The 21,257-nt window shown below is 71.4% G+C and carries 20 protein-coding genes, 1 tRNA gene and 2 pseudogenes; 14 read left to right on the top strand and 9 right to left on the bottom strand.

What is annotated here, in order from left to right; all coding sequences use genetic code 11:
* Positions 1–12: 12 nt before the first annotated feature.
* Entirely contained in the window at positions 13–216 is a 204-nt protein-coding gene (locus AFB00_RS21655; RefSeq protein ID WP_068798716.1) for a cold-shock protein, read from the bottom strand.
* A gap of 257 nt (positions 217–473) precedes the next feature.
* Positions 474–3,263: a pyruvate dehydrogenase (acetyl-transferring), homodimeric type gene (aceE, locus tag AFB00_RS21660; RefSeq protein ID WP_068798717.1), complete on the bottom strand. Its 2,790-nt coding sequence runs from the start codon at positions 3,261–3,263 to the stop codon at positions 474–476.
* A gap of 422 nt (positions 3,264–3,685) precedes the next feature.
* On the opposite strand from aceE, the gene AFB00_RS21665 reads away from it, so the two are divergent.
* The 4 genes and pseudogenes from AFB00_RS21665 (at position 3,686) to AFB00_RS32230 (ending at position 5,647) form a co-directional block, all read left to right on the top strand.
* Entirely contained in the window at positions 3,686–4,117 is a 432-nt protein-coding gene (locus tag AFB00_RS21665) for a DUF3052 domain-containing protein (RefSeq protein ID WP_068798718.1), read from the top strand.
* A 5-nt stretch (positions 4,118–4,122) separates the two neighbouring features.
* Complete coding sequence (locus AFB00_RS21670; protein ID WP_231974015.1) at positions 4,123–4,578, top strand: peroxiredoxin; 456 nt, start codon at positions 4,123–4,125, stop codon at positions 4,576–4,578.
* A gap of 37 nt (positions 4,579–4,615) precedes the next feature.
* Positions 4,616–4,687: transfer RNA gene (locus AFB00_RS21675), tRNA-Val, on the top strand.
* 62 nt (positions 4,688–4,749) lie between these two features.
* Positions 4,750–5,647 (top strand): annotated as a pseudogene (locus tag AFB00_RS32230) (IS5 family transposase).
* Between the two features lie 253 nt (positions 5,648–5,900).
* Here AFB00_RS32230 and AFB00_RS21690 read toward each other — a convergent pair.
* Positions 5,901–6,503: a TetR/AcrR family transcriptional regulator gene (locus AFB00_RS21690; RefSeq protein ID WP_068798720.1), complete on the bottom strand. Its 603-nt coding sequence runs from the start codon at positions 6,501–6,503 to the stop codon at positions 5,901–5,903.
* Between the two features lie 281 nt (positions 6,504–6,784).
* Between AFB00_RS21690 and AFB00_RS21695 the strand changes: the two genes are divergently transcribed.
* The 5 genes from AFB00_RS21695 to AFB00_RS21715 all read left to right on the top strand — a co-directional run bounded on the left by AFB00_RS21695 (position 6,785) and on the right by AFB00_RS21715 (position 10,711).
* A complete protein-coding gene (locus AFB00_RS21695; protein ID WP_197519617.1) occupies positions 6,785–7,531 on the top strand; it encodes a DUF1345 domain-containing protein in 747 nt (248 codons plus the stop codon).
* A 43-nt stretch (positions 7,532–7,574) separates the two neighbouring features.
* Positions 7,575–8,516 (top strand): CPBP family intramembrane glutamic endopeptidase, encoded by a 942-nt coding sequence (locus AFB00_RS21700; RefSeq protein WP_068798722.1) that lies wholly within the window; start codon positions 7,575–7,577, stop codon positions 8,514–8,516.
* A gap of 58 nt (positions 8,517–8,574) precedes the next feature.
* Positions 8,575–9,432 (top strand): NmrA family NAD(P)-binding protein, encoded by an 858-nt coding sequence (locus tag AFB00_RS21705; RefSeq protein ID WP_068798723.1) that lies wholly within the window; start codon positions 8,575–8,577, stop codon positions 9,430–9,432.
* A 133-nt stretch (positions 9,433–9,565) separates the two neighbouring features.
* The gene (locus tag AFB00_RS21710) at positions 9,566–10,126 is read left to right on the top strand and encodes a dihydrofolate reductase family protein (protein ID WP_068798724.1); all 561 of its coding nucleotides are present in this window, start codon (positions 9,566–9,568) and stop codon (positions 10,124–10,126) included.
* 72 nt (positions 10,127–10,198) lie between these two features.
* A complete protein-coding gene (locus AFB00_RS21715; RefSeq protein ID WP_068798725.1) occupies positions 10,199–10,711 on the top strand; it encodes a DUF1772 domain-containing protein in 513 nt (170 codons plus the stop codon).
* 82 nt (positions 10,712–10,793) lie between these two features.
* Here the strand turns inward: AFB00_RS21715 and AFB00_RS35525 are convergent, their stop codons facing one another.
* From AFB00_RS35525 to AFB00_RS21730, 4 genes are all read right to left on the bottom strand, one after another.
* The gene (locus AFB00_RS35525) at positions 10,794–10,916 is read right to left on the bottom strand and encodes a hypothetical protein (protein WP_257785240.1); all 123 of its coding nucleotides are present in this window, start codon (positions 10,914–10,916) and stop codon (positions 10,794–10,796) included.
* 150 nt (positions 10,917–11,066) lie between these two features.
* Entirely contained in the window at positions 11,067–11,483 is a 417-nt protein-coding gene (locus AFB00_RS34205) for a transposase (RefSeq protein WP_231974472.1), read from the bottom strand.
* The gene (locus AFB00_RS34210; protein ID WP_197519618.1) at positions 11,407–11,859 is read right to left on the bottom strand and encodes an IS5 family transposase; all 453 of its coding nucleotides are present in this window, start codon (positions 11,857–11,859) and stop codon (positions 11,407–11,409) included. The genes AFB00_RS34205 and AFB00_RS34210 overlap by 77 nt, the downstream gene beginning before the upstream one ends.
* A complete protein-coding gene (locus AFB00_RS21730; protein WP_231974016.1) occupies positions 11,838–14,504 on the bottom strand; it encodes a DEAD/DEAH box helicase family protein in 2,667 nt (888 codons plus the stop codon). The genes AFB00_RS34210 and AFB00_RS21730 overlap by 22 nt, the downstream gene beginning before the upstream one ends.
* Before the next feature lie 178 nt (positions 14,505–14,682).
* Here AFB00_RS21730 and AFB00_RS21735 point away from each other — a divergent pair, with 178 nt between their 5' ends.
* Positions 14,683–15,072 carry a VOC family protein gene (locus AFB00_RS21735; protein ID WP_068798727.1) on the top strand — a complete coding sequence of 130 codons (390 nt, stop codon included), beginning with the start codon at positions 14,683–14,685 and terminating at the stop codon, positions 15,070–15,072.
* Positions 15,073–15,101: 29 nt separating this feature from the next.
* Here the strand turns inward: AFB00_RS21735 and AFB00_RS21740 are convergent, their stop codons facing one another.
* Positions 15,102–15,575, bottom strand: coding sequence for an Lrp/AsnC family transcriptional regulator (locus AFB00_RS21740; protein WP_068798728.1), 474 nt, complete (start codon positions 15,573–15,575; stop codon positions 15,102–15,104).
* Positions 15,576–15,733: 158 nt separating this feature from the next.
* On the opposite strand from AFB00_RS21740, the gene pdhA reads away from it, so the two are divergent.
* The 3 genes from pdhA to AFB00_RS21755 are packed head-to-tail and all read left to right on the top strand — an operon-like array spanning position 15,734 to position 19,202.
* Positions 15,734–16,813 (top strand): pyruvate dehydrogenase (acetyl-transferring) E1 component subunit alpha, encoded by a 1,080-nt coding sequence (gene pdhA / locus AFB00_RS21745; protein WP_068800544.1) that lies wholly within the window; start codon positions 15,734–15,736, stop codon positions 16,811–16,813.
* Entirely contained in the window at positions 16,810–17,814 is a 1,005-nt protein-coding gene (locus AFB00_RS21750; protein ID WP_068798729.1) for an alpha-ketoacid dehydrogenase subunit beta, read from the top strand. Before pdhA ends, AFB00_RS21750 begins: the two co-directional genes overlap by 4 nt.
* The gene (locus AFB00_RS21755) at positions 17,811–19,202 is read left to right on the top strand and encodes a dihydrolipoamide acetyltransferase family protein (protein WP_068798730.1); all 1,392 of its coding nucleotides are present in this window, start codon (positions 17,811–17,813) and stop codon (positions 19,200–19,202) included. The genes AFB00_RS21750 and AFB00_RS21755 overlap by 4 nt, the downstream gene beginning before the upstream one ends.
* A gap of 29 nt (positions 19,203–19,231) precedes the next feature.
* Here the strand turns inward: AFB00_RS21755 and AFB00_RS21760 are convergent, their stop codons facing one another.
* Positions 19,232–20,062 carry a helix-turn-helix domain-containing protein gene (locus AFB00_RS21760; RefSeq protein WP_068798731.1) on the bottom strand — a complete coding sequence of 277 codons (831 nt, stop codon included), beginning with the start codon at positions 20,060–20,062 and terminating at the stop codon, positions 19,232–19,234.
* Between the two features lie 116 nt (positions 20,063–20,178).
* On the opposite strand from AFB00_RS21760, the pseudogene AFB00_RS21765 reads away from it, so the two are divergent.
* A pseudogene (locus AFB00_RS21765) lies at positions 20,179–21,251 on the top strand (aldo/keto reductase).
* Positions 21,252–21,257 lie beyond the last annotated feature (6 nt).

Raw genomic sequence — 21,257 nt, forward strand, 5'->3', positions numbered from 1 at the left:
GGAGTGCAGCGCCTACAGCGGGGTGACGCCGCTGGCCTGCGGGCCCTTCTGACCCTGCTCGATGTCGAACGCCACGCGCTGGCCCTCGTCGAGCGACTTGTAGCCGCTCGTCTGGATCGCCGAGTAGTGCACGAACACGTCCGCACCACCACCGTCGGGAGCGAGGAAGCCGTAGCCCTTCTCGCCGTTGAACCACTTGACGGTGCCCTCTGCCATACCTGCTCCCTCGCTCATCGGCCCGCGACACCTCGTCGGCGGGACCGCCGGCCAGCCGCGCACACGGTCCACGCGCTGGTCGCGACGGCGAGTCGCACCGACGAGTGATCGCCACGGCCGCCGTCGACCGGAGCGTATCGTGATCTGCGCCGCTCGGGGAGGGTCGAAACCGAGGCGAGACATACCGAGACATGCCGGGACGTGCCACGGCCCGCCGCCCCGGGCGGGACGGCGGGCCGTGGCACGTACGGGGTGGCTCAGGCGGCTCCGCCGTCGCCGATCTGCGGACCTGCGGCCCGCGGGTCGTCGATCTTGTAGCCGGCCGCGGCCTCGGCCGCGGTCTCGCTCTTGACCTGGCCCTGCCCGGCCAGCGCGGTCAGCGCGCCGACCACGATGGACTCGGCGTCGACGGCGAAGTGCCGCCGCACCGCCGGGCGGGTGTCGGACAGCCCGAACCCGTCGGTGCCCAGCGACAGGAACGGCGCCGGGGACCACTGGCGGATCTGGTCCGGCACGGCCCGCATCCAGTCCGAGACGGCGACGACCGGCGCGTCGGCGTGCTCGCCCTCGCCCAGCTTCGTCGTCACGTACGGGACGACCGGAGTCTCACCCGGCTTGAGCAGGTTCGTGTGCTCGGCGTCGACGCCGTCGCGGCGCAGCTCGCCCCACGAGGTGACCGACCAGACCTCGGCCCGGACGTCCCACTCGTCGGCCAGCATCTGCCGGGCCTGCAGCGCCCACGGCACCGAGACACCCGACGACAGCAGCCGCACGACCGGACCGTTGCCCTCCGGAGCCTGCTCGATGCGGTGCAGGCCGCGCAGGATGCCGTCGGTGTCGACGCCCTCGGGCTCCTTCGGGTGGACGTAGGGCTCGTTGTAGACGGTCAGGTAGTAGATGACGTTCTCGGCGTCCTCACCGACCATCCGGCGCAGGCCGTCCTGCATGATGTGCGCGATCTCGTAGGAGAACGCCGGGTCGTAGGCGACGATCGCCGGGTTGGTCGCGGCCAGCAGCAGCGAGTGGCCGTCGTTGTGCTGCAGCCCCTCGCCGGTCAGCGTGGTGCGCCCGGCGGTGGCGCCGACCAGGAAGCCGCGGGCCATCTGGTCCGAGGCGGCCCAGATCGAGTCGCCGGTCCGCTGGAAGCCGAACATCGAGTAGAAGACGTAGACCGGGATCATCGGCTCGTCGTGCGTGGCGTACGACGTGCCCGCCGCGGTGAACGACCCGACCGACCCGGCCTCGTTGATGCCCTCGTGCAGGATCTGGCCCTGCTCGGACTCCTTGTAGGCGAGCATCAGGTCGGCGTCGACCGAGGTGTAGTTCTGCCCGTTCGGGTTGTAGATCTTCTGGCTCGGGAACATCGAGTCCATGCCGAAGGTCCGGGCCTCGTCCGGGATGATCGGCACGAACCGGCCGCCGATCTCCTTGTCCTTGATCAGCTCGCGGAGCAGCCGGACGAACGCCATCGTCGTGGCGACCTCCTGCTTGCCCGAGCCCTTCTTGGCGACGTCGTAGACCTTGTCGCCGGGCAGCACCAGCGCCTTGCTCGTGGTCCGGCGCGACGGCAGCGCCCCGCCGAGCTGACGGCGGCGGTCCCGCAGGTAGCGGATCGCCTCGTCGTTCTCGCCGGGGTGGTAGTACGGCGGCAGGTACGGGTCGGCCTCGAGCTGCTTGTCGCTGATCGGGATGCGCTGCTCGTCGCGGAACTGCTTGAGGTCGTCGAGCGTCAGCTTCTTCATCTGGTGGGTGGCGTTGCGGCCCGCGAAGTGCGTGCCCAGGCCGTAGCCCTTGATGGTCTTGGCCAGGATGACGGTCGGCTGGCCGTGGTGCGCGGTCGCCGCGGCGTAGGCGGCGTGCACCTTGCGGTAGTCGTGGCCGCCGCGCTTGAGGTTCCAGATCTCGGCGTCGCTCATCGGCTCGACGAGGGACTTGGTCCGCGGGTCGCGGCCGAAGAAGTGGTCGCGGACGTACGCGCCGTCGTTGGCCTTGTAGGTCTGGTAGTCGCCGTCCGGCGTGCTGTTCATCAGGTTGATCAGGGCGCCGTCGCGGTCGCCGTGCAGCAGCGAGTCCCACTCGCGGCCCCACACGACCTTGATCACGTTCCAGCCGGCGCCCCGGAAGAACGCCTCCAGCTCCTGGATGATCTTGCCGTTGCCGCGGACCGGCCCGTCGAGCCGCTGCAGGTTGCAGTTCACGACGAACGTGAGGTTGTCGAGGCCCTCGTTCGCCGCGACGTGGATCATGCCGCGGGACTCCGGCTCGTCCATCTCGCCGTCGCCGAGGAACGCCCAGACGTGCTGGTCACGGGTGTCGGAGAAGCCGCGGTCGCCCAGGTACCGGTTGAACCGGGCCTGCATGATCGCGTTCATCGGGCCGATGCCCATCGAGACCGTGGGGAACTCCCAGAAGTCCGGCATGAGGCGCGGGTGCGGGTAGGACGGCAGCCCGCCGCCCGGACCGGCGTGGCTCAGTTCCTGGCGGAAGCCGTCGAGACGGTCCTCCGACAGCCGGCCCTCGAGGAACGCGCGGGCGTAGATGCCGGGGGAGGCGTGCCCCTGGATGTAGATCTGGTCACCACCACCCGGGTGGTCCTTGCCACGGAAGAAGTGGTTGAACCCGACCTCGTAGAGCGTCGCCGACGAGGCGTAGGACGAGATGTGCCCGCCGACACCGATGCCCGGCCGCTGCGCGCGGTGCACGGTCATCGCCGCGTTCCAGCGCAGCCAGCGCCGGTAGGTCCGCTCGACGTCCTCGTCACCCGGGAACCAGGGCTCCTGGTCGGTCGGGATCGTGTTGACGTAGTCGGTGGTGGTGAGCGACGGCACACCGACGTGCTTCTCACGGGCGCGCTGCAGCATCGTCAGCATCAGGTAGCGGGCGCGCTGCTGGCCGGCGTTGTCGAGGACCGCGTCGAAGGACTCCAGCCACTCGGCGGTCTCCTCCGGGTCGATGTCCGGCAGGTGGGAGGCCAGCCCGCCCCGGATGACGTTGACACGACGCGGCTCCCCGCTGTCGCTACCGGCCCTGCTGCTCTGCGCGGTCAAGGGTTCTCCCTGCCTGGTCAAGTCGGTGGCCGGAGTACCCGGCCCTGTCGTCCTCACGTTCTGGTGTGCGGCCGGAGCCCCCGGATCGGCGGGGCGCAGGACGCGGTGCTGCCAGCCGGATCGAGCGGACGTGGCGGACCCTGGCGTCCATGGTGCCCGTTCCGGCGTGGGCCCGAAACTCGCGTCGACGAGGGACGATCGGTAACGGGGCGTTCCGGCGAGGATAGGTACTACTCGGACGTAAGTGAACGGACGGTGGGGTGACCTGGTTCTCCCGCCCGGTGGTGGCGCCGACGGGTGCGGGCGCTTGCGCACGGTGACGCCCGCGTGTTCGGATGCCGCATCCGATTTCGCGTGAGGGGTGGCGCCTGCCCGCGGAACCGAAGACGATGGACTGCGTGAGCAGCGTGAAAGGGGAACGAGTGGTGACCGCGGCTGATGCCGGTGCGTCCGACATCGCGGGGAAGCTCGGCGTCGAGTCGGGCATGATCGTCCAGGAGCTGGGATACGACACCGACGTCGACGACCAGGTCAGACAGGCCGTCGAGGACACGATCGGTGAGGAACTGCTGGACGAGGACGCCCAGGAGGTCATCGACGTCGTCCTCCTGTGGTTCCGCGATGGCGACGGAGACCTGGTCGACACCCTGGTCGACGCCCGTACCCCACTCGCCGACGACGGCGTGGTCTGGGTACTGACCCCGAAGACCGGCAGGGACGGGCACCTCCAGCCGTCCGAGATCGCGGAGGCGGCACCGACCGCCGGCCTGTCACAGACGTCGAACGCGACGATCGGTGACGACTGGGTCGGGTCGAAGCTCGTCCCGCCGAAGCAGGGAAAGGGCAAGCGCTGAACGCCGTGACCGTCGGTGCCACGGCCCCGACCTTCGCCCTGCCCGACCAGAACCGGTCCGAGGTCACCCTGGAGTCCGTACTCGGGTCGGGGCGCAGCGCCCTGCTCGTGTTCTACCCGTTCGCGTTCTCCGGGCTCTGCGGTGGCGAGCTCACCGCGGTCCAGGAGTCGATCGACGGGTTCCAGAACTCCTCGACCCAGGTCCTGGCGATCTCGTGCGATCCGACGTACTCGTTGGGTGCCTGGGCCGAGGCCTCGGGGTACACGTTCCCGTTGCTGTCGGACTTCTGGCCGCACGGTGAGGTGGCGTCGGCGTACGGGGTCCTCGAGCCGGCGAAGGGGATGGCCGTGCGCGGCACGTTCCTGGTCCGGCCGGACGGGATCGTGTCGTTCGCCGAGGTGAACAGCCCCGGGGAGCCGCGGGACCAGGACGGATGGCGCCGGGCGATCGACGCTCTGTGACACCTTTCGACGGGCCCGGGCTCCGGCCCGGGTTCTCGGGCGCGTAGCTCAGCGGGAGAGCACTCGGTTTACACCCGAGCGGTCGCAGGTTCGAACCCTGCCGCGCCCACCCTGACGTCGCCTAGGGCGTGTCTCCCAGATAGGCGGAGCGGGGTGCGCGATGCTTGATCGGTGCCGCGTACCGCTGTCCTGACTGATGTCCAGTGGGCCCGTCTGGCGCCGCTGTTGCCCTCCTCCGAGGGTCGTCGCGGGCGCCCGTTCCGCGATGACCGCCGGGTGATCGAGGGGATCATCTACCGGTATCGGTGCGGGCTTCCCTGGCGCGACGTCCCAGCCGAGTTCGGGCCGTGGCAGACGTTGTGGAAGCGGCACCGCCGCTACAGCGGCGACGGCACCTGGGACCACATCCTGGCTGCTCTTCTGGTCGAGGCCGACGCCGCCGAGGTGCTCGGGTGGGCGGTCAGCGTGGACTCCACGATCATCCGTGCCCACCAGCACGCCGCGACCCTCAAGCGCGACACAGGGGGCCGGATCGAACTACACGAATCTGCTCGCCGAACCAGCAGATCACGCGCTGGGACGGTCCCGCGGAGGGCTGTCGACGAAGATCCACCAGCTCGTTGACGGGCACGGCCGCCCGCTGGTGGTCCTCCTCGGCCCCGGCCAGGGCGGCGACTCGCCAATGTTTCCGCACCTGATGGCGCGCCTGAGCATCGCCCGACCGGGCCCGGGACGACCCCGGACCCGGCCTGAACGCGTGCGCGCGGACAAGGCCTACTCCTCACGCGCGATCCGCCGGCACCTGCGCGAGCGCCGGATCATCGCTGTCATTCCGGAGCCCTCTGACCAGCAGGGACACCGCAAACGACGGGGCTCACGCGGTGGCCGACCGCCCGCATTCGATCCGGTCGACTACCGAAACCGCAACGTCGTCGAGCGCGGGTTCTGCCACGTCAAGCAGTGGCGCGGGCTGGCCACCCGTTACGACAAGCTCGCCCTGACCTTCCGCGGCGGCGCCGTCCTGAAGGCAATCGTCACCTGGCTCCGCGCATTGGGAGACACGCCCTAGTCCCGATCGGGCGGGCAGACGTCATCGCCGTGCCTCGGGCACGGCTGCGTCACCATCGTCCGGTCGATCCCGTTGCTCCCGGCGGCTCCGTCCGTCTCCGAGCAACGTCCGCGAGCGACCGGGTTCAACGGCCGCGTCCGCCGAGGGTGACCGGGCCCGAGCCCGGCGGCTGCTCCGGTCTTCGCCCGGGCCTCGCGGCGCCGGATGCCGGGACGAACGAGAGGGTCGGCGCCCGGTCATAGACGCAGCCCGATCACAGACGCAGCGCGGCCATCGCGTGCGACACCAGCCAGTCCCGGCGCTGCTCGAGCGTCCAGTCGCCGTGGTCGCGGCGCAGATTCTCCCACGCGCCGTAACCGAAGAAGAACCACAGGACGTCGGCGACGGCGGCCGGATCGCCGGCAGAGCCGGTGGACAGCTCGACGACGCGGTCGGCGAAACGGCGCACGACCGGCCGGAACCAGCCGGTCGCCCCGTCGAGTGCGGAGTCTGCGAGCTCGTCGTGCGGGGCGGCGCTGAAGATGATGTGCGACGTCCGGTGGTAGGCGGGCACCGAGACGCAGGCGGCCCCGAGTCCGGCGACGACCTCGGCGGGGTCCGTGCACCGGGCCAGGAGCCCGTCGACGTCGACCGTCTCCGCGCCGACGTGCCACTCCTCGACCAGCGTGCTGAACACGCCCGCCTTGCCCCCAGCGACGGAGTACACGGTGGCCGGTGAGACATCGGCGTGCTCGGCGATCTGCTCGACCGTCGTCCGCATGAGCCCGTGGCGCTCGAACAGCACGGCACCGGCCTCGACGATCTCACGGCGGGTGCGCTCGGCCCGGCGTCGGCGGCGGTCTTCGGTCGCGGACATACCGGCATCCTAGAATCTAGAGCTTGACTCTGACTACTGAGGTAGTGCTCTAATTGCTGAAGTAGTGGTCTGCCATGCCTGGATCGTGGAGACGGTCTCCGGGCTCTCGACGATGAGGAAGTTGCCGTCGTGTCCGTTCACGCACGCTGTCGAACTCTGGTCTCGTCACCCGCTCCGCCCGGCCCGTCCGCCGGCGGAGGTGGCGCCGCCACGCCGGATGGAGGCACCGTCTGATGCCCGCGGCACCCTCGGAGTCCGCCGGGCGGGACACGGTTCCGATCATGGAACGTGCCGTCGCCCGCTCGGCGGAGGACGGAGCGGGCACACGTCCCCCGCGGCTGATCTCCGACACCGCCCGCTACGTCGTCGCGACCGTGGTCACCGTGGTGCTGGCAGCGGCCTACGGGGCCGTCGTCGCGGCGGTGGAACCGGGCAGCGTCGGGTCGCTGCGGTTCATCGTCTCGCTCTACTTCGGCGCCTGGAGCGTCTACTCGCTGTTCTACGCCGCCCTCACCTGGGCCGTCCTGCACCGCGCGGACGGATACCAGCTGGTGGGGTGGCTGACCGAGGACCGGCAGGGGCGCCGGCGTCGGCGGCGCACCGAGTGGCTCGCCGGCAGCGGTGGTCCCTACGGGGCCGTGTCCTTCTGCGCCGCAGCGATCGGGGCGGTGGCCGCCGCCTCGATCGTGCCGCAGCTGCGCGGGGACCCGCTCGTCATCGTGCTCGCGGTCCTGGTCGTGGCGTCGTCGTGGCTGCTGATCCTCGTCGTCTACACGGTGCACTACGCCCGGGAGAACACCCAGCGCGGCGGACTGGCGTTCCACGGCGTCGACGACGACGGCCCGCCGCGACTGGCCGACTACCTCTATCTCGCGATCCAGGTCGGTACCGCCTACAACGGCGCCGACGTGGTCGCGACCAGCCGTGCCATGCGCCGCACCGTCACCGGCCACGCGGTCGTCGCCTTCGTCTACAACACCGTCCTCATCGCACTACTCGTCTCGCTGCTCGTCACCGTCACCACCTGACGGCCCTCCACTGCAGAACACCCAGCCATCCAGGAGATCCGCGATGAAGATGCCGAACACGACCGACGATGCCCCGGCCGGTACGACCGGGACGAGCTACGTCGACCAGGCCGGGCGCGGTGAGCACCGGTGGTGGCGCTACCTGCTGGGGCTCGTGGTCGTCCTCGTCCTGTACTTCGTCGTCGGGACCGCGGCCAGCCTGGCGCTCACCTACGCGTTCACCGGTGGGTTCGACATCTCCGCGCTCGGCCCGGTTGCCGGCTTCGTGGTCACCATGGCGGGCTTCCCGTTCTTCCTCGCCGGCATCGTCCTGGCCGTCACCCGGGTCCACCGCCGTCCCCTCCGGACGCTGGTCACGGGCCGGGCGAGGATCGAATGGCGTCGCGTCGGCCAGGGTTTCGCGATCTGGCTCGCGCTGTGGTGCCTGGTCGCCGCCGGTCAGTTCGCGCTGGCTCCCGGCTCGTTCTCCGTCGGTGACGACCTGGCGGCACTCGCGCTGTTCGCGCCGCTCGCCCTCGTCCTGACCGCGATCCAGACCACCACCGAGAAACTGTTCTTCCGGGGTTACGTCGTGCAGGCCGCGAGCCGGGTGTGGGGGAACCGGGTGTTCCTCGCGCTGGTCTCCGCGGTGGCCTTCACGTCGGTCCATCTGGGGAACCCGGAAGCCGGCTCGGGCGGCTGGCTGACGGTGTTCACCGGCTACTTCCTCGGCACCGGGCTGATCTGGGTCGTCGTCTCCCTGATCGACGGCACCACCGAGCTCGCCATCGGCGCGCACTTCGCCAACAACACCGCGGGCTTCCTGCTCCTCGGCACGGCGGGAACCGTGGTCAGCACGCCCGCACTGTTCACGATCGCCCGGTTCGACCCGGTCCTGAGCGCACTCTCGTCGGTGATCATCGCGGCGCTGTTCCTGGTGATCGTGCTGCGGTTCCTCAAGCGGGACCGCACGCCGGCACGGTCCGCCGACACGTCGGCGCAGTGACGCGACCGCCGGAACACCGCTCCCGCATGCACGACGAGACACGTCGGAGGAGACGTCGATGACCACCGTGCTGGTGACGACAGCGACCGGACAGATCGGTTCGGCACTGGTTCCGATGCTCGCCGAGCGAGGAACCACGGTCCGGGCCATGACCCGCAGGACGCCCGCCCCCGGTGTCGTCGACGCCCGGGCCGAGGTCGCCGTCGCCGACCTCGACGACACCGGGAGCCTCCGTGCGGCACTCGACGGCGTCGACGCGCTGTTCCTCAACACCCCGTCCTCGCAGCACGCCGCCGAGCAGCAGATACGGGCCGCCGACCTGGCCGCGGCCGCCGCCGTGCGTCGCGTGGTGCTGCTCTCCCAGCTCGCCGCCGACGAGGACTCGCCGGTGCGCTTCCTCCGCTGGCACGCCCGGGTCGAACGACACCTCGGCACCCTCCCGCTCGAGGTCGTCGTGCTCCGCCCCAACCTGTTCCTGCAGGGGCTGCTGGCCATCGCGCCCGCGATCCGGGAGCACGGCACGCTCGGCGCCCCCATCGGAGACGCCCGCATCAGCATGGTCGACACCCGCGACATCGCAGCGGTCGCCGCGACCGTGCTGCTCGACGACGGTCACGCCGGCGCCGTCCACACGCTCACCGGACCCGCCGCGGTCACCCACACCCAGGCGGCCCGGGCCATCGCCGCGGCCACGGGCACCCCCGTCGAGTTCCGCGACCTGTCCGAGGCCCGGTTCGCCGCGGTCCTGGACGGCGTCCTGCCGGCGTGGCAGATCGACGGACTGCTCGAGGACTACGCCCACTACCGCCGCGGCGAGGCGGCAGCGGTGGACCCCGCTGTTCCCGAGATCCTCGGCCGGCCGGCCCTGGACCTCGCCGCGTTCGCCCGTCACCACCGCCGGGCCTTCGGCGGCTGACCGCCCCCGGCCCGTCCGCGGTGTCGGCTGCGGTGTCCGCCGGTCCATTCCGATGAGGATCGCCGCTGCGGCCGGTCCACCGTGCGGGAGACCGATCTCCGCACGGGCCGCTATCACGGGGTGAGGACCGGACATGGGACAGCTGATCTACCTGACACCCGCATCGCTGGACGGGTTCCTCGGCGACGGTGACCACGAATGGTCGGTGCCCTACGCCGAGGACGTCATGTCGGCCGTGACCCAGAGCCTGGCGGGGGTCGGCACGTACCTCTACGGGCGCCGGACGTACGAGACCATGGCGGTCTGGGAGACCGACCCGGCGATCGCCGGGCAGTCCCCCGGGGCGGCAGCGTTCGCCGCGACGTGGCGGGCGGCGGACAAGATCGTCTTCTCCTCGAGGCTGACGCAGGTGCAGACGCGCCGCACCCGGGTGGAACGGCGGCTCACCGCGGAGCAGGTGAACGCGAGCAGGGCGGCGAGCCGCGGGGATCTCACCGTCGGGGGAGCGACGCTGGCCGCCGAAGCGCTGCGGCTGGATCTCGTGGACGTGGTGGAACTGTTGTGGTGCCCGGTGCTGCTGGGCGGTGGTCTCCCGGTGCTGCCGGCGGGCGTGCGCCGGAACCTGACACTGCGGCGCGAGCGGCGGTTCGACAGCGGTGTGGTCCAGGCGACCTACGACGTGGTCCGCGGATGACCGGACGGTCGCACATCGAGTGCAGACGCCCGATGCTGGTGACGTGCGAGAGCGGTGCGCTCTGATGAGGGCATGACCACCACCTCGGAGCCGCTGCGGCCGACGGCGCCGGCCGTGCTCCCGCTCCGTGCCGCCACGGTCGCCGTCGGGCTGATGGCCGGCTTGTTCTTCGCGTGGGACGTGTCCGTCATGCCGGGGCTGGCGAACCTCGACGACGGGGTGTTCCTCGCGGTGCTGGCGGAGTGCATCCGCGCCATCGAGAACGCCGCGTTCTACGGCGTGGTCGTCGCCGCGCTGGTCCTCACCGCGGTGGCCGCGGCGACCCACCGCGGTCGTGCACGACGGCTGATCGTCGTGGCGCTGGTGCTGTACCTGGCCGCGCTGGTCGTCACCGGAGTCGTGCACATGCCCCTCAACCAGGCGGTGCTCGACGCGGTCGCGGCCGGGCCGGGCGCCGATCCCGCGGCTGTCCGTGCCACGGTGGAGCAGCCGTGGCGGACGTTCAACATCGTGCGGACGGTGCTGTGCGGCCTGGCGCTGGCCTGCCTCGCCAGCACGTCGTACCGACCTGTCCACGCGCGGTAGGAGCGCGTCCGGCGGGTGGCGACGATCGACTACGCGTCCACGACGCTCGCCGCTCGGAACGTCTCGCCCGGCATGGCCCGATCTAGGGTGTGTCTCCCAATGCGCGGAGCCAGGTGACGATTGCCTTCAGGACGGCGCCGCCGCGGAAGGTCAGGGCGAGCTTGTCGTAACGGGTGGCCAGCCCGCGCCACTGAGCCTTTTTCAACCTGCCGTTCCGGCAGCTCAGGGGCCTGGTTGTGTGGGTGCAGACGCCGAGCTGGCGAGCCGGTGACCTGTGCAGCTGTGGTCAGAGCAGTTGCGCTGCAACCTTCGCGATCTCCTGACGCAGAAGCTCGCTGGTCAGGTTGAAAAAGGCTCACTGCTTGACGTGGCAGAACCCGCGCTCGACGACGTTGCGGTTTCGGTAGTCGACCGGATCGAATGCGGGCGGTCGGCCGCCGCGTGAGCCCCGTCGTTTGCGGTGTCCCTGCTGGTCAGAGGGCTCCGGAATGACAGCGATGATCCGGCGCTCGCGCAGGTGCCGGCGGATCGCGCGTGAGGAGTAGGCCTTGTCCGCGCGCACGCGTTCGGGCCGGGTCCGGGGTCGTCCCGGGCCCGGTCGGGCGATGCTCAGGCGCGCCATCAGGTGCGGAAACATTGGCGAGTCGCCGCCCTGGCCGGGGCCGAGGAGGACCACCAGCGGGCGGCCGTGCCCGTCAACGAGCTGGTGGATCTTCGTCGACAGCCCTCCGCGGGACCGTCCCAGCGCGTGATCTGCTGGTTCGGCGAGCAGATTCGTGTAGTTCGATCCGGCCCCCTGTGTCGCGCTTGAGGGTCGCGGCGTGCTGGTGGGCACGGATGATCGTGGAGTCCACGCTGACCGCCCACCCGAGCACCTCGGCGGCGTCGGCCTCGATCAGAAGAGCAGCCAGGATGTGGTCCCAGGTGCCGTCGCCGCTGTAGCGGCGGTGCCGCTTCCACAACGTCTGCCACGGCCCGAACTCGGCTGGGACGTCGCGCCAGGGAAGCCCGCACCGATACCGGTAGATGATCCCCTCGATCACCCGGCGGTCATCGCGGAACGGGCGCCCGCGACGACCCTCGGAGGAGGGCAACAGCGGCGCCAGACGGGCCCACTGGACATCAGTCAGGACAGCGGTACGCGGCACCGATCAAGCATCGCGCACCCCGCTCCGCCTATCTGGGAGACACGCCCTAGGTCCGGACTCAGCGGCTGCGGCAGGTGGCGGACCTGATCCAAGGTGTAGGCGACGAGTTCGCCGATCTCCGCACACACCGCCGGGTGCCGTCGCAGATGATGGAGGCCGGCTTGGTAGTCGTCGAATCCGTTGCGGTTGGGCCAGAGCTGGAAGAACAACATCCTGGCCAGCCGCTGTTCGTTGTCGCTCAACTCGGCGTAGGCGGGTCCGGCGGGATCGGCGACCCGGGTGTAAAGCTCGGCCCGCTCCGGGTCGTCAACGTGGGTCAGCGTCGCGAGCCGTCGCAGTAGCGCTGTCTCGTCCGGGCCGGGATCCGGAACCGGAAAGCCTGCGTCGCGACGCAGTGCTGTCCACGAACCCTTACCTCGGTAGACGTCGGATAGCTCCCCACCGGACTCACGCAGGTAGCGAGCTAGCGTGCCCTCACGATGGGATCGGACATCGGCAACGAGCGCCTGACGGGAGAGCCGGACCCGACTCCGCACATTGTCGAGCACAACTTTCTGGGCCACCGCGTCCAGCACCATTGCCGAACCGGAGGGCAGGAAGGGGAACCCCTCCTCGACGTCGCGCACCACCCCGGTCCGGCTGCTTCCCGTCAGTGCCCGATAACGCAGGTCGATACGGAACTCGCGACGGTGCTGACCGATGAAGTCAAGCACGGTCAGTACCGCCTTGCCCGGGGCCCGACGTAGGCCCCGGCCAAGCTGCTGAAGGAAGACGGTGGCGCTTTGGGTCGGGCGCAGCAGCAGTACCGTATCCACGGCGGGAACGTCCAGCCCCTCATTGAACACGTCGACGGAGAACAGGCAGTTCAACTCCCGATCCCGTAGCCGGCGCAGGGCGCTGTCCCGATCCTCCTGTGCCGTCTGCCCGGTAACCGCTTCACTGGGGATTCCGGCTGCTGTGAACACGCGGGCCATGTAGGTGGCGTGAGCGACCGTTACGCAGAACCCGAGTGCGCGCATTGCCGTGACGTCCGCGATCTTGGCCTTGGCCTCACGGATGATCTTGGCGGCGCGGGCGTCGTTACCGGTGTAGAGCGTGTCGAGGCTGGTGGAGTCGTAACTGCCGCGTGTCCACTCGACGCCGCGGAGGTCGACGTCGTCGGCGATCCCGAAATAGTGGAACGGGACCAGTAGGTCGGCCGATAGGGCATCCCACAACCGGAGCTCAGCGGCGCAGCGACCGTCGAAAAACTGGTCTCGGACGTCCACGCCGTCGGAGCGCTCTGGGGTCGCCGTCAGGCCGAGCAGTTCGGCGGGACGAAGATGATCGAGTAGCGTGCGGTACGTGCGAGCCTGCGCGTGGTGGAACTCGTCGATGACGACGACGTCGAAACGATCCGGCGGAATATTGTGCACCCCGTAGGCAGAGAGCGACTGCACGCTAGCGAACACGTGGTTCCAACGCTGCGGGCGCGCCCCGCCGACGAACGCTTCGCCGAACGCACCCTCAGCGAGCACGGCGCGGTAGGTGCGCCGGGACTGTTCCAAGATCTCGGTGCGGTGCGCGACGAACAGCAGCCGGGGGTGCTGTTCCCGCAGGCGCCGGTAGTCCAAGGCAGCGACGACGGTCTTACCGGTCCCGGTGGCGGCGACGACGAGGTTGCGGTGTCGACCGTGCACAGCTCGCTCGGCCGCGAGCGCTTCGAGAATCTGCTCCTGATGCGGGTAGGGCCGTACCTCCAGGCCGGTGAGTGGGGTGCTGTCGTCGCGGTCGCGGCCCAGCGCGTCAGCGAGCCGCGCGGAGTCGGCAGGGACCTCTGGGTCGTAGGACACGAAGTCCGCGGCTGCCCAGTAGCTGTCGAACGTTGAGGTGAACTTACGGATCAGGTCAGGGGTAGCAACGGACGACAGCCGTACGTTCCACTCGAGTCCGTCGACCAGCGCTGAGCGCGACAGGTTAGAGCTGCCCACGAAGGCGGTGGTGAAGCCGGAGTCGCGCCGGAACAGCCAGGCTTTGGCGTGCAGCCGCGTCGTGGCGCTCGCGTAGCTGATCTTGATTTCGGCGCCGTGCCGGCGCACCAGTTGATCGACGGCACGTTGCTCGGTCGCACCCATGTATGTCGTGGTGATGACCCGGAACGGGACCCCGCGCTCATGCAGCAGATCGAGCTCGCGCTCCAAGAGCCGGATTCCCGGCCAGCGGATGAACGCACACAGCAGATCCACCCGGTCGACGCTCGCCAGCTCGGACTGGAGCGCGGTGTGCAGCTTCGGCTCGCCGGCGGCGTTGGTGAACAGTGCAGCCTCGGACAACGGTGTGATCGGGGCACGGACTTCCCAGTTCCCGACGGCGACCGATCTGGTCAGTGCGATCAACTGTTCGAGCTGCTGGTGGACGGTGTCCGCTGGGGCTCGCTCCGCCTCCTCAACCAGGCGATTCACGAGAGCGAGGCGCTGCTCAGGGGCGCGGTCGGCGAGCGCACGTTCGACAACGGAGGCGACGTGACGGGCCAGTACGTGTGGCTGCTCGGCTGCCCCGAGCGGAGCCCACCGAGGGATGAGGCCAGTCTCAGCGGCGTCGAGTGCGGCGTCCAGAGCCGTGGTGCGCAGGCTCTCGTGTGCACCAGCGTGCAGCGGTTCGGTCACGCTCGTCCCGTCCGTCGTCGTCGCAGTGATGGTGGCGATCGTGCACGATGCTGAGAGCGGTCCGCCGCTGGACAGCCCCGTGAGTGGACTGTTACTCGTTGTCGAGACTCTCCCAGCTGAGCGGCGCTCCCACAGTCGATCCGCCGAATCGCCTCGGCACCGGTGGCACCATCCGCGAATGACCGCGCTGATCTCGCACACGAGCATCGACTCGCTCGACGCTCGTGCCCAGTCCGTCTTCTGGAGCACGGTGCTCGGTTTCGCCGAGAACCCCGACGACCCGAACCTCCCCGGCGACGAGGAGTGCCTGATCTGCTCCCCGGACGGCCGGACCAGGCTGCTGTTCATCACGGTCCCCGATGCCAAACAGGTGAAGAACCGTCTGCATCTCGACCTGGTGCCGGCCGAGGGAACCCGCGACGACGAGCTGGCCCGGCTGCTGGGCATCGGGGCGAGCGTCGTCGCCGACCGGCGGCGGGACGACGGGAGTGGCTGGGTCGTGCTCGCCGACCCCGAGGGGAACGAGTTCTGCATCCTGCGTGGTGCCGCGGAGCGCGGCGAGGGCTGACGGGGCCACCCACCACGCACGGCATGGCGTCATGACGACGGGGCGTCCGGATCGCGCCGCGGCACGTTGTCCACGTCCTCGAAGATCAGGAACGTCCGCGTCGCGAGCACCCCCGGGATCGCCTGCAACCGCTCCAGCACGACCCGCCGCAGCGCGTCGTTGTCGGTGGCCCGCACCAGCAGCATCACGTCGAACTCCCCGCCCAGCAGGGCCATGTGCCGCACCTCCGGGATGGCCCGCAGCCGGTCCTGCAGGTCCCGCCAGCTGTTCTGCCGCACCGTCATCGTGACGTAGGCCGAGGTCAGCAGGCCGGCCCGGACCGGGTCGACGCGGGCGTGGAACCCGGTGATGACGCCGTCGGTCACGAGCCGTTCGAGGCGGGCGTAGGCGTTGGCCCGCGAGATCTGCACCCGCTCGGCGAGCGCGCGGCCGGACAGCCGGGCGTCGGCCTCCAGCTCGGCGACGATCCGCCGGTCGACGGCGTCCAGTGGCGTCGTGCCCATTCGTCTCGCTCCTCGGGGCGGATCGCGCTCGTACGGGCCATGGTGTTCGCCGGATCGGACGATGCGCGCCGAACGTCTCGAAGTGTCGCGTGATCATAGCCGAATGACCGTTCGGGTCGGCAGGATCGAGGCACCGACTCTCGCCGATGGAGGTGCAGATGGGTGCCGACGAGCTCGCACCGGCGATCACCGTCGCCCGGTCGCTGGACGAGTCCGGACGCCTGACGCCGGCCGCCGTCCCGCCCGATCCGGACGTCCTGCTCGCGGGGTACCGGCGGCTGGTGTCGGCCCGCCGGCTGAACGAGCAGGCCGGCGCGCTGGTACGGCAGGGCCGGTTGGCGGTCTACCCGTCCTCGCGGGGGCAGGAGGCGTGCCAGGTCGCGTGCGCGTCGGTGCTCGCCGACGGGGACTGGCTGTTCCCGACCTACCGCGACACCGCCGCGATCGCCGCCCGCGGGGTGGACCCGGTCGAGGTGCTCACCATGCTGCGCGGGGACTGGCACTGCGGCTACGACCCGACCGCGCACCGGGTGGCACCGCAGGCCACACCGCTGGCGACCCAGCTGCTGCACGCCGTCGGCGTCGGGCACGCCGCGCGGCTGCGCGGTGAGGACACCGTGGTCATGGCCCTGTGCGGGGACGGCGCGACGAGCGAGGGCGACTTCCACGAGGCGTGCAACTTCGCCGCGGTGTTCGCCAGCCCGGTCGTGTTCTTCGTGCAGAACAACAAGTACGCGATCTCGGTGCCGCTGGCCCGCCAGTCGGTCGCGCCGTCGCTGGCGGCCAAGGCGGTCGGCTACGGCATGCCCGGGTTCCGGGTGGACGGCAACGATCTCCTCGCGCTGTCCGAGGTGCTCGGTGCGGCCGTCGCCCGGGCCCGCGCGGGGGACGGGCCGACCCTGGTCGAGGCGGACACCTATCGCATCGAGTCGCACACCAACGCCGACGACGCGACCCGCTACCGCACCGACGACGAGGTCGGGACCTGGGCCGCCCGCGACCCGCTGATCCGGGTCCGGACCTACCTGACCGGTGCGGGCGTGCTGGACGCCGGCACCGAGGACGCGATCGCCGCGGAGGCCGAGGCCATGGCCTCCGCCGTCCGGGCGGGCCTGGGCGCCGAGACGCCGGTCGACCCGGAGGAGCTGTTCGCGCACGTCTACGCGACCCCGACCCGCCAGCTGACCGAGCAGCGCGCGGTCCTGCGGGCCGAGCTCGCGGCGGAGGAGACCCGATGAGCACGCAGAAGACGACGATGGCGCAGGCGATCACCACCGCGTTGCGCGACGCGATGACCGCCGACGGGTCCGTGGTGGTGTTCGGCGAGGACGTCGCGCAGCTCGGCGGCGTCTTCCGGGTGACCGACGGGTTGCACCGGGACTTCGGCGAGAGCCGCTGCTTCGACACCCCGCTCGCCGAGTCCGGCATCGTCGGCATGGCGGTGGGCATGGCGATGAACGGGATGCGCCCGGTCGTCGAGATGCAGTTCGACGCGTTCGCCTACCCGGCGTTCGAGCAGATCACCAGCCACGTCGCGAAGCTGGCGAACCGGACCCGAGGCCGGGTGCGGCTGCCGATGGTCATCCGGATCCCGTACGCGGGCGGGATCGGCGGGGTGGAGCACCACTGCGACTCCTCGGAGGCCTACTACGCGCACACGCCGGGACTGACCGTGCTCACCCCGGCCACGAACGCCGACGCCTACGGCCTGCTGCGCGCCGCGATTGAGAGTCCCGACCCGGTGGTGTTCCTGGAACCGAAGAAGCACTACTTCGCGAAGGAGGAGATCGACCTCGCCGCGCCCGTGCCGCCGATCGGGCGCGCGATGGTGCGCCGGGCCGGGCGGGACGCGACGCTCGTCGCGTACGGCCCGTCGGTGCCGGTGGCGCTGGCCGCCGCCGAGCAGGCCGCCACCGAGCAGGCCGCCACCGAGGGGCGCGACCTCGGCGTGGTGGACCTGCGGTCGATCGTGCCGTTCGACGACGAGACGGTCTGTGCCGAGGTGCGACGCACCGGCCGGGCGGTGGTGATCGCCGAGGCACCCGGGTTCGCGTCGGTCGCCTCGGAGATCGCCGCCCGGGTCGGGGAGCGCTGCTTCCACCACCTGGAGGCGCCGGTGCGCCGGGTGACCGGGTTCGACGTTCCCTACCCGGCCCCGAAGCTCGAACGGCACTACCTCCCCGGCGTCGACCGCATCCTCGACGCCGTCGACGACCTGCAGTGGGAGCACGCGGCATGAGCGGTCAGGTCTTCACCCTCCCCGACCTGGGGGAGGGGCTCACCGAGGCGGAGCTGGTCCGCTGGCTGGTCGCGGTCGGCGACGCGGTGGCGGTCGACGCGCCCGTCGCCGAGGTCGAGACGGCGAAGGCGACGGTCGAGGTGCCCTCGCCGTTCGGCGGGGTGATCACCGAGCTGCACGGGGCGGAGGGGGCGACCCTCGCCGTCGGGGCACCGCTGATCACGGTGTCCTCCGGGGCGGCCGGGAGCTACGTCGAGGAGGAGCGGGCGGGGTCGGGCAACGTCCTGATCGGTTACGGGACGTCCGAGGCCCCGCCGTCGCGGCGCCGCCGCACCGCGGCACGGGCCGCGGCCTCCGCGACCACAGCGGCCCCCGTGACCGCAGCAACGCCCGCGACGACAGCGGCCCCGGAGTCCGCCCCGGAGATGCCGCCGGTGCCGGCGTCGGTCGTGGCGTCCCGGTCCGGGGACCGGCCCGCCGTCGCCTCACCGGTCGTGCGCCGGCTCGCCCGCGACAGCGGGATCGCCGTCGAGGAACTGGCCGGGACGGGGCCGGACGGGCTGGTCACCCGAGCCGACGTCCAGGCGGCCATCGCAGCCGCCACCACCGGGGCGGCCACCGTCGGGACGGTCGCCGCCGGGAAGGCCGCGGCCGGAGAGAGCGCCGCTGCCTCGGAGGCCACCGCCGGTGACCGGCGCACCGGTCTGCCGATCCGCACCCGGGTGCCGATCACCGGCCTGCGCCGGGCGGTCGCGGAGACCCTCGGCCGCAGCCGCACCGAGATCCCCGAGGCCACCACCTGGGTCGACGTCGACGCCACGGCCCTGCTCGCGCTGCGCGACACGCTGCCGGACCGGCCGGGGATCCTCGCCGTCGTCGCCCGGTTCGTCGTCGCCGGTCTCGCCCGGTTCCCCGAACTCAACGCCCGGGTGGACACCGGGCGCGGCGAGATCCTGCACCTCGACGGCGTGAACCTCGGCATCGCCGCGCAGACCGAGCGCGGGCTCGTCGTCCCGGCCGTCGCCGGTGCGCACCGGCTCGGCATGCGCGGTCTCGACGCCGAGATCCGCCGTCTCACCCTCGCCGCCCGCGCCGGCACGGCCACCGCCGCGGAACTCGGCTCGGGCTCGTTCACGCTGAACAACTACGGCGTGCTCGGGGTCGACGGCAGCGCGGCGATCATCAACCATCCCGAGGTCGCGATCCTCGGCATGGGCCGGATCCTGCCGCGGCCGTGGGTCGTCGACGGCGAGATCGTCGCCCGGCACATCGTCCAGCTGTCGCTGGTGTTCGACCACCGGGTGTGCGACGGCGGCACCGCGGGCGGGTTCCTGCGGTTTGTCGCGGACTGCGTCGAGTCACCGACGTCGGCGATGGCCGACCTGTGATCCGGTGGGCGCGCGGCGGCCGGTAGCGGTCAGGCGGCCAGCCGGTCCAGGGCCGCCCGGCTCGCGTCGTCGGCGCCCCGGTGCACCACCAGCACCTGGTCGGTGTCGGCGAGCGGCCGGAGCACCTCGAAGTCCGTCGTGATCTCGCCGAGCTCCGGGTGCCGCAGCACCTTCCGCCCGCGCCCGCCGAGGTCGACGTCCTGGGCTGACCACCACCGCTCGACGTCGGGATCGGCGGCCCGGCACTCGGCGATCAGCTCGCCCAGCCGGGGGTCGTCCGGGTGCGCGGCCCACGCGGCGCGCAGGTGCGCGATCCCGTCCCGCACGACCCGCTCGCGGTCGGCGTGGGTCGCCCGGACGCCGGGGTGCAGCAGGCACAGCCGGACGGCGTTGCGCTGCTCCGGCGGCAGCGTGCCGAAGTCCACCATCAGCGCGGCCATGGCAGCGGTCCAGGCCAGGACGTCGAACCGGTGGTTGAGCAGCATGACCGGCCGCGGTGACAGGTCGTCGACGAGCTGTGCGAGGGCCGGTGCGGCCGCGGTGGCCGGCTTGTCCACGGCGCGCGGACGCTGCCGGGCCAGGCCGAACAGGTAGCTGCGCTCGCCCGGCGTGAGCCGCAGCGCCCGGGCCAGCGCCTCCACCACGTCCGCCGACGGCTGCAGGCCCCTGGCCTGCTCCAGGCGAACGACGTAGTCGGTGCTGACCCCGGCCAGCTCCGCGACCTCCTCCCGGCGCAGGCCCGGCGTCCGGCGGGCCCGCCGGCGCAGCGGCAGACCCAGGTCCTGCGGGTCCAGCTCCGCGCGTCGTCGCCTCAGGAACGCGGCCAGTTCCCGCGTCGCGTCCACGGTGGGGTCGGTCACGACCGGTCCAACGGCGGAGCCTGGGACCGCTGTTCCCAGGAACGGCCTTCCCTTACCCCCGCGCCCCGTGGCTCGCACCGTGGTCACCGCAACGATCACGAACCCGGGAGGACCCGATGCCACTCACCCTCGACACCTACCGGCTGCTCGGCCGTTCCGGCCTGCGGGTCTCCCCGCTGGCACTGGGCACGGCGACCTTCGGGACGGAGTGGGGCTGGGGCGCCGGCCGGGACGAGGCACGCCGGCTGTTCGACACCTACGTCGACCGCGGCGGCAACCTCGTCGACACCGCGCCCACCTACACCGACGGCAGCTCCGAGCGCCTGCTCGGTGAGTTCACCCGCGGCCGCCGCGAGCGGCTGGTCCTGTCGACGAAGTACACGACGCAGCGCACGCCCGGCGACCCGAACTCCGGCGGCCCGCACCGCAAGAGCCTCGTCGCGTCGGTCGAGTCCAGCCTGCGCCGGCTGGGGACCGACTACGTCGACCTGCTCCACCTGCACGTCTGGGACTTCACGACGCCCGTCGAGGAGATCCTGCGCGGCCTGGACGACCTGGTCCGCCAGGGCAAGGTCCGCTACCTCGGCATGTCCAACGTGCCGGCGTGGGAGGTCTCGCGCATGCAGGCGATCGCCGACCTGCGCGGCTGGTCCCCGCTGGTCGCGCTGCAGATCGAGTACAGCCTGATCCGGCGCGACGCCGAGCGTGACCTGATCCCGATGGCCCGGGAGACCGGACTGGGGGTGACCCCGTTCTCGCCGCTGGGCGGCGGGGTGCTCTCGGGCAAGTACGGCCGTGCCGACCTGGCCGGGGACGGCGCCGAGCCGGGCAGCAACCGGCGGAGCTTCAACGCGGGCCTGGGCATGGTCACCGAACGCACCCTGGGCGTCGCCGACGTCGTGGCCGAGGTCGCCGCCGAGGTGGGGCACACGCCCGCGCAGACCGCGCTGGCCTGGGTGCTGGGCCGGCCGGGGTGACGGCGCCGGTCGTCGGTGCCCGGACGCCCGAGCAGCTGGCCGGGAACCTCGGAGCGCTGGACGTCGAGCTGTCCGCCGGGCAGACGGCCCGCCTCGATACGGCCGGCGCCATCGAACTCGGCTACCCGCACGACCTGCTCGCGAGCGACTTCATCCGCGCGCAGACCGCGGGCGGCAGCACGATCGAGGGCCGCCGGGGCGGGGCCGGCTGACCGGTC

This window comes from Pseudonocardia sp. HH130630-07 (assembly GCF_001698125.1).
Classification (GTDB): domain Bacteria; phylum Actinomycetota; class Actinomycetes; order Mycobacteriales; family Pseudonocardiaceae; genus Pseudonocardia.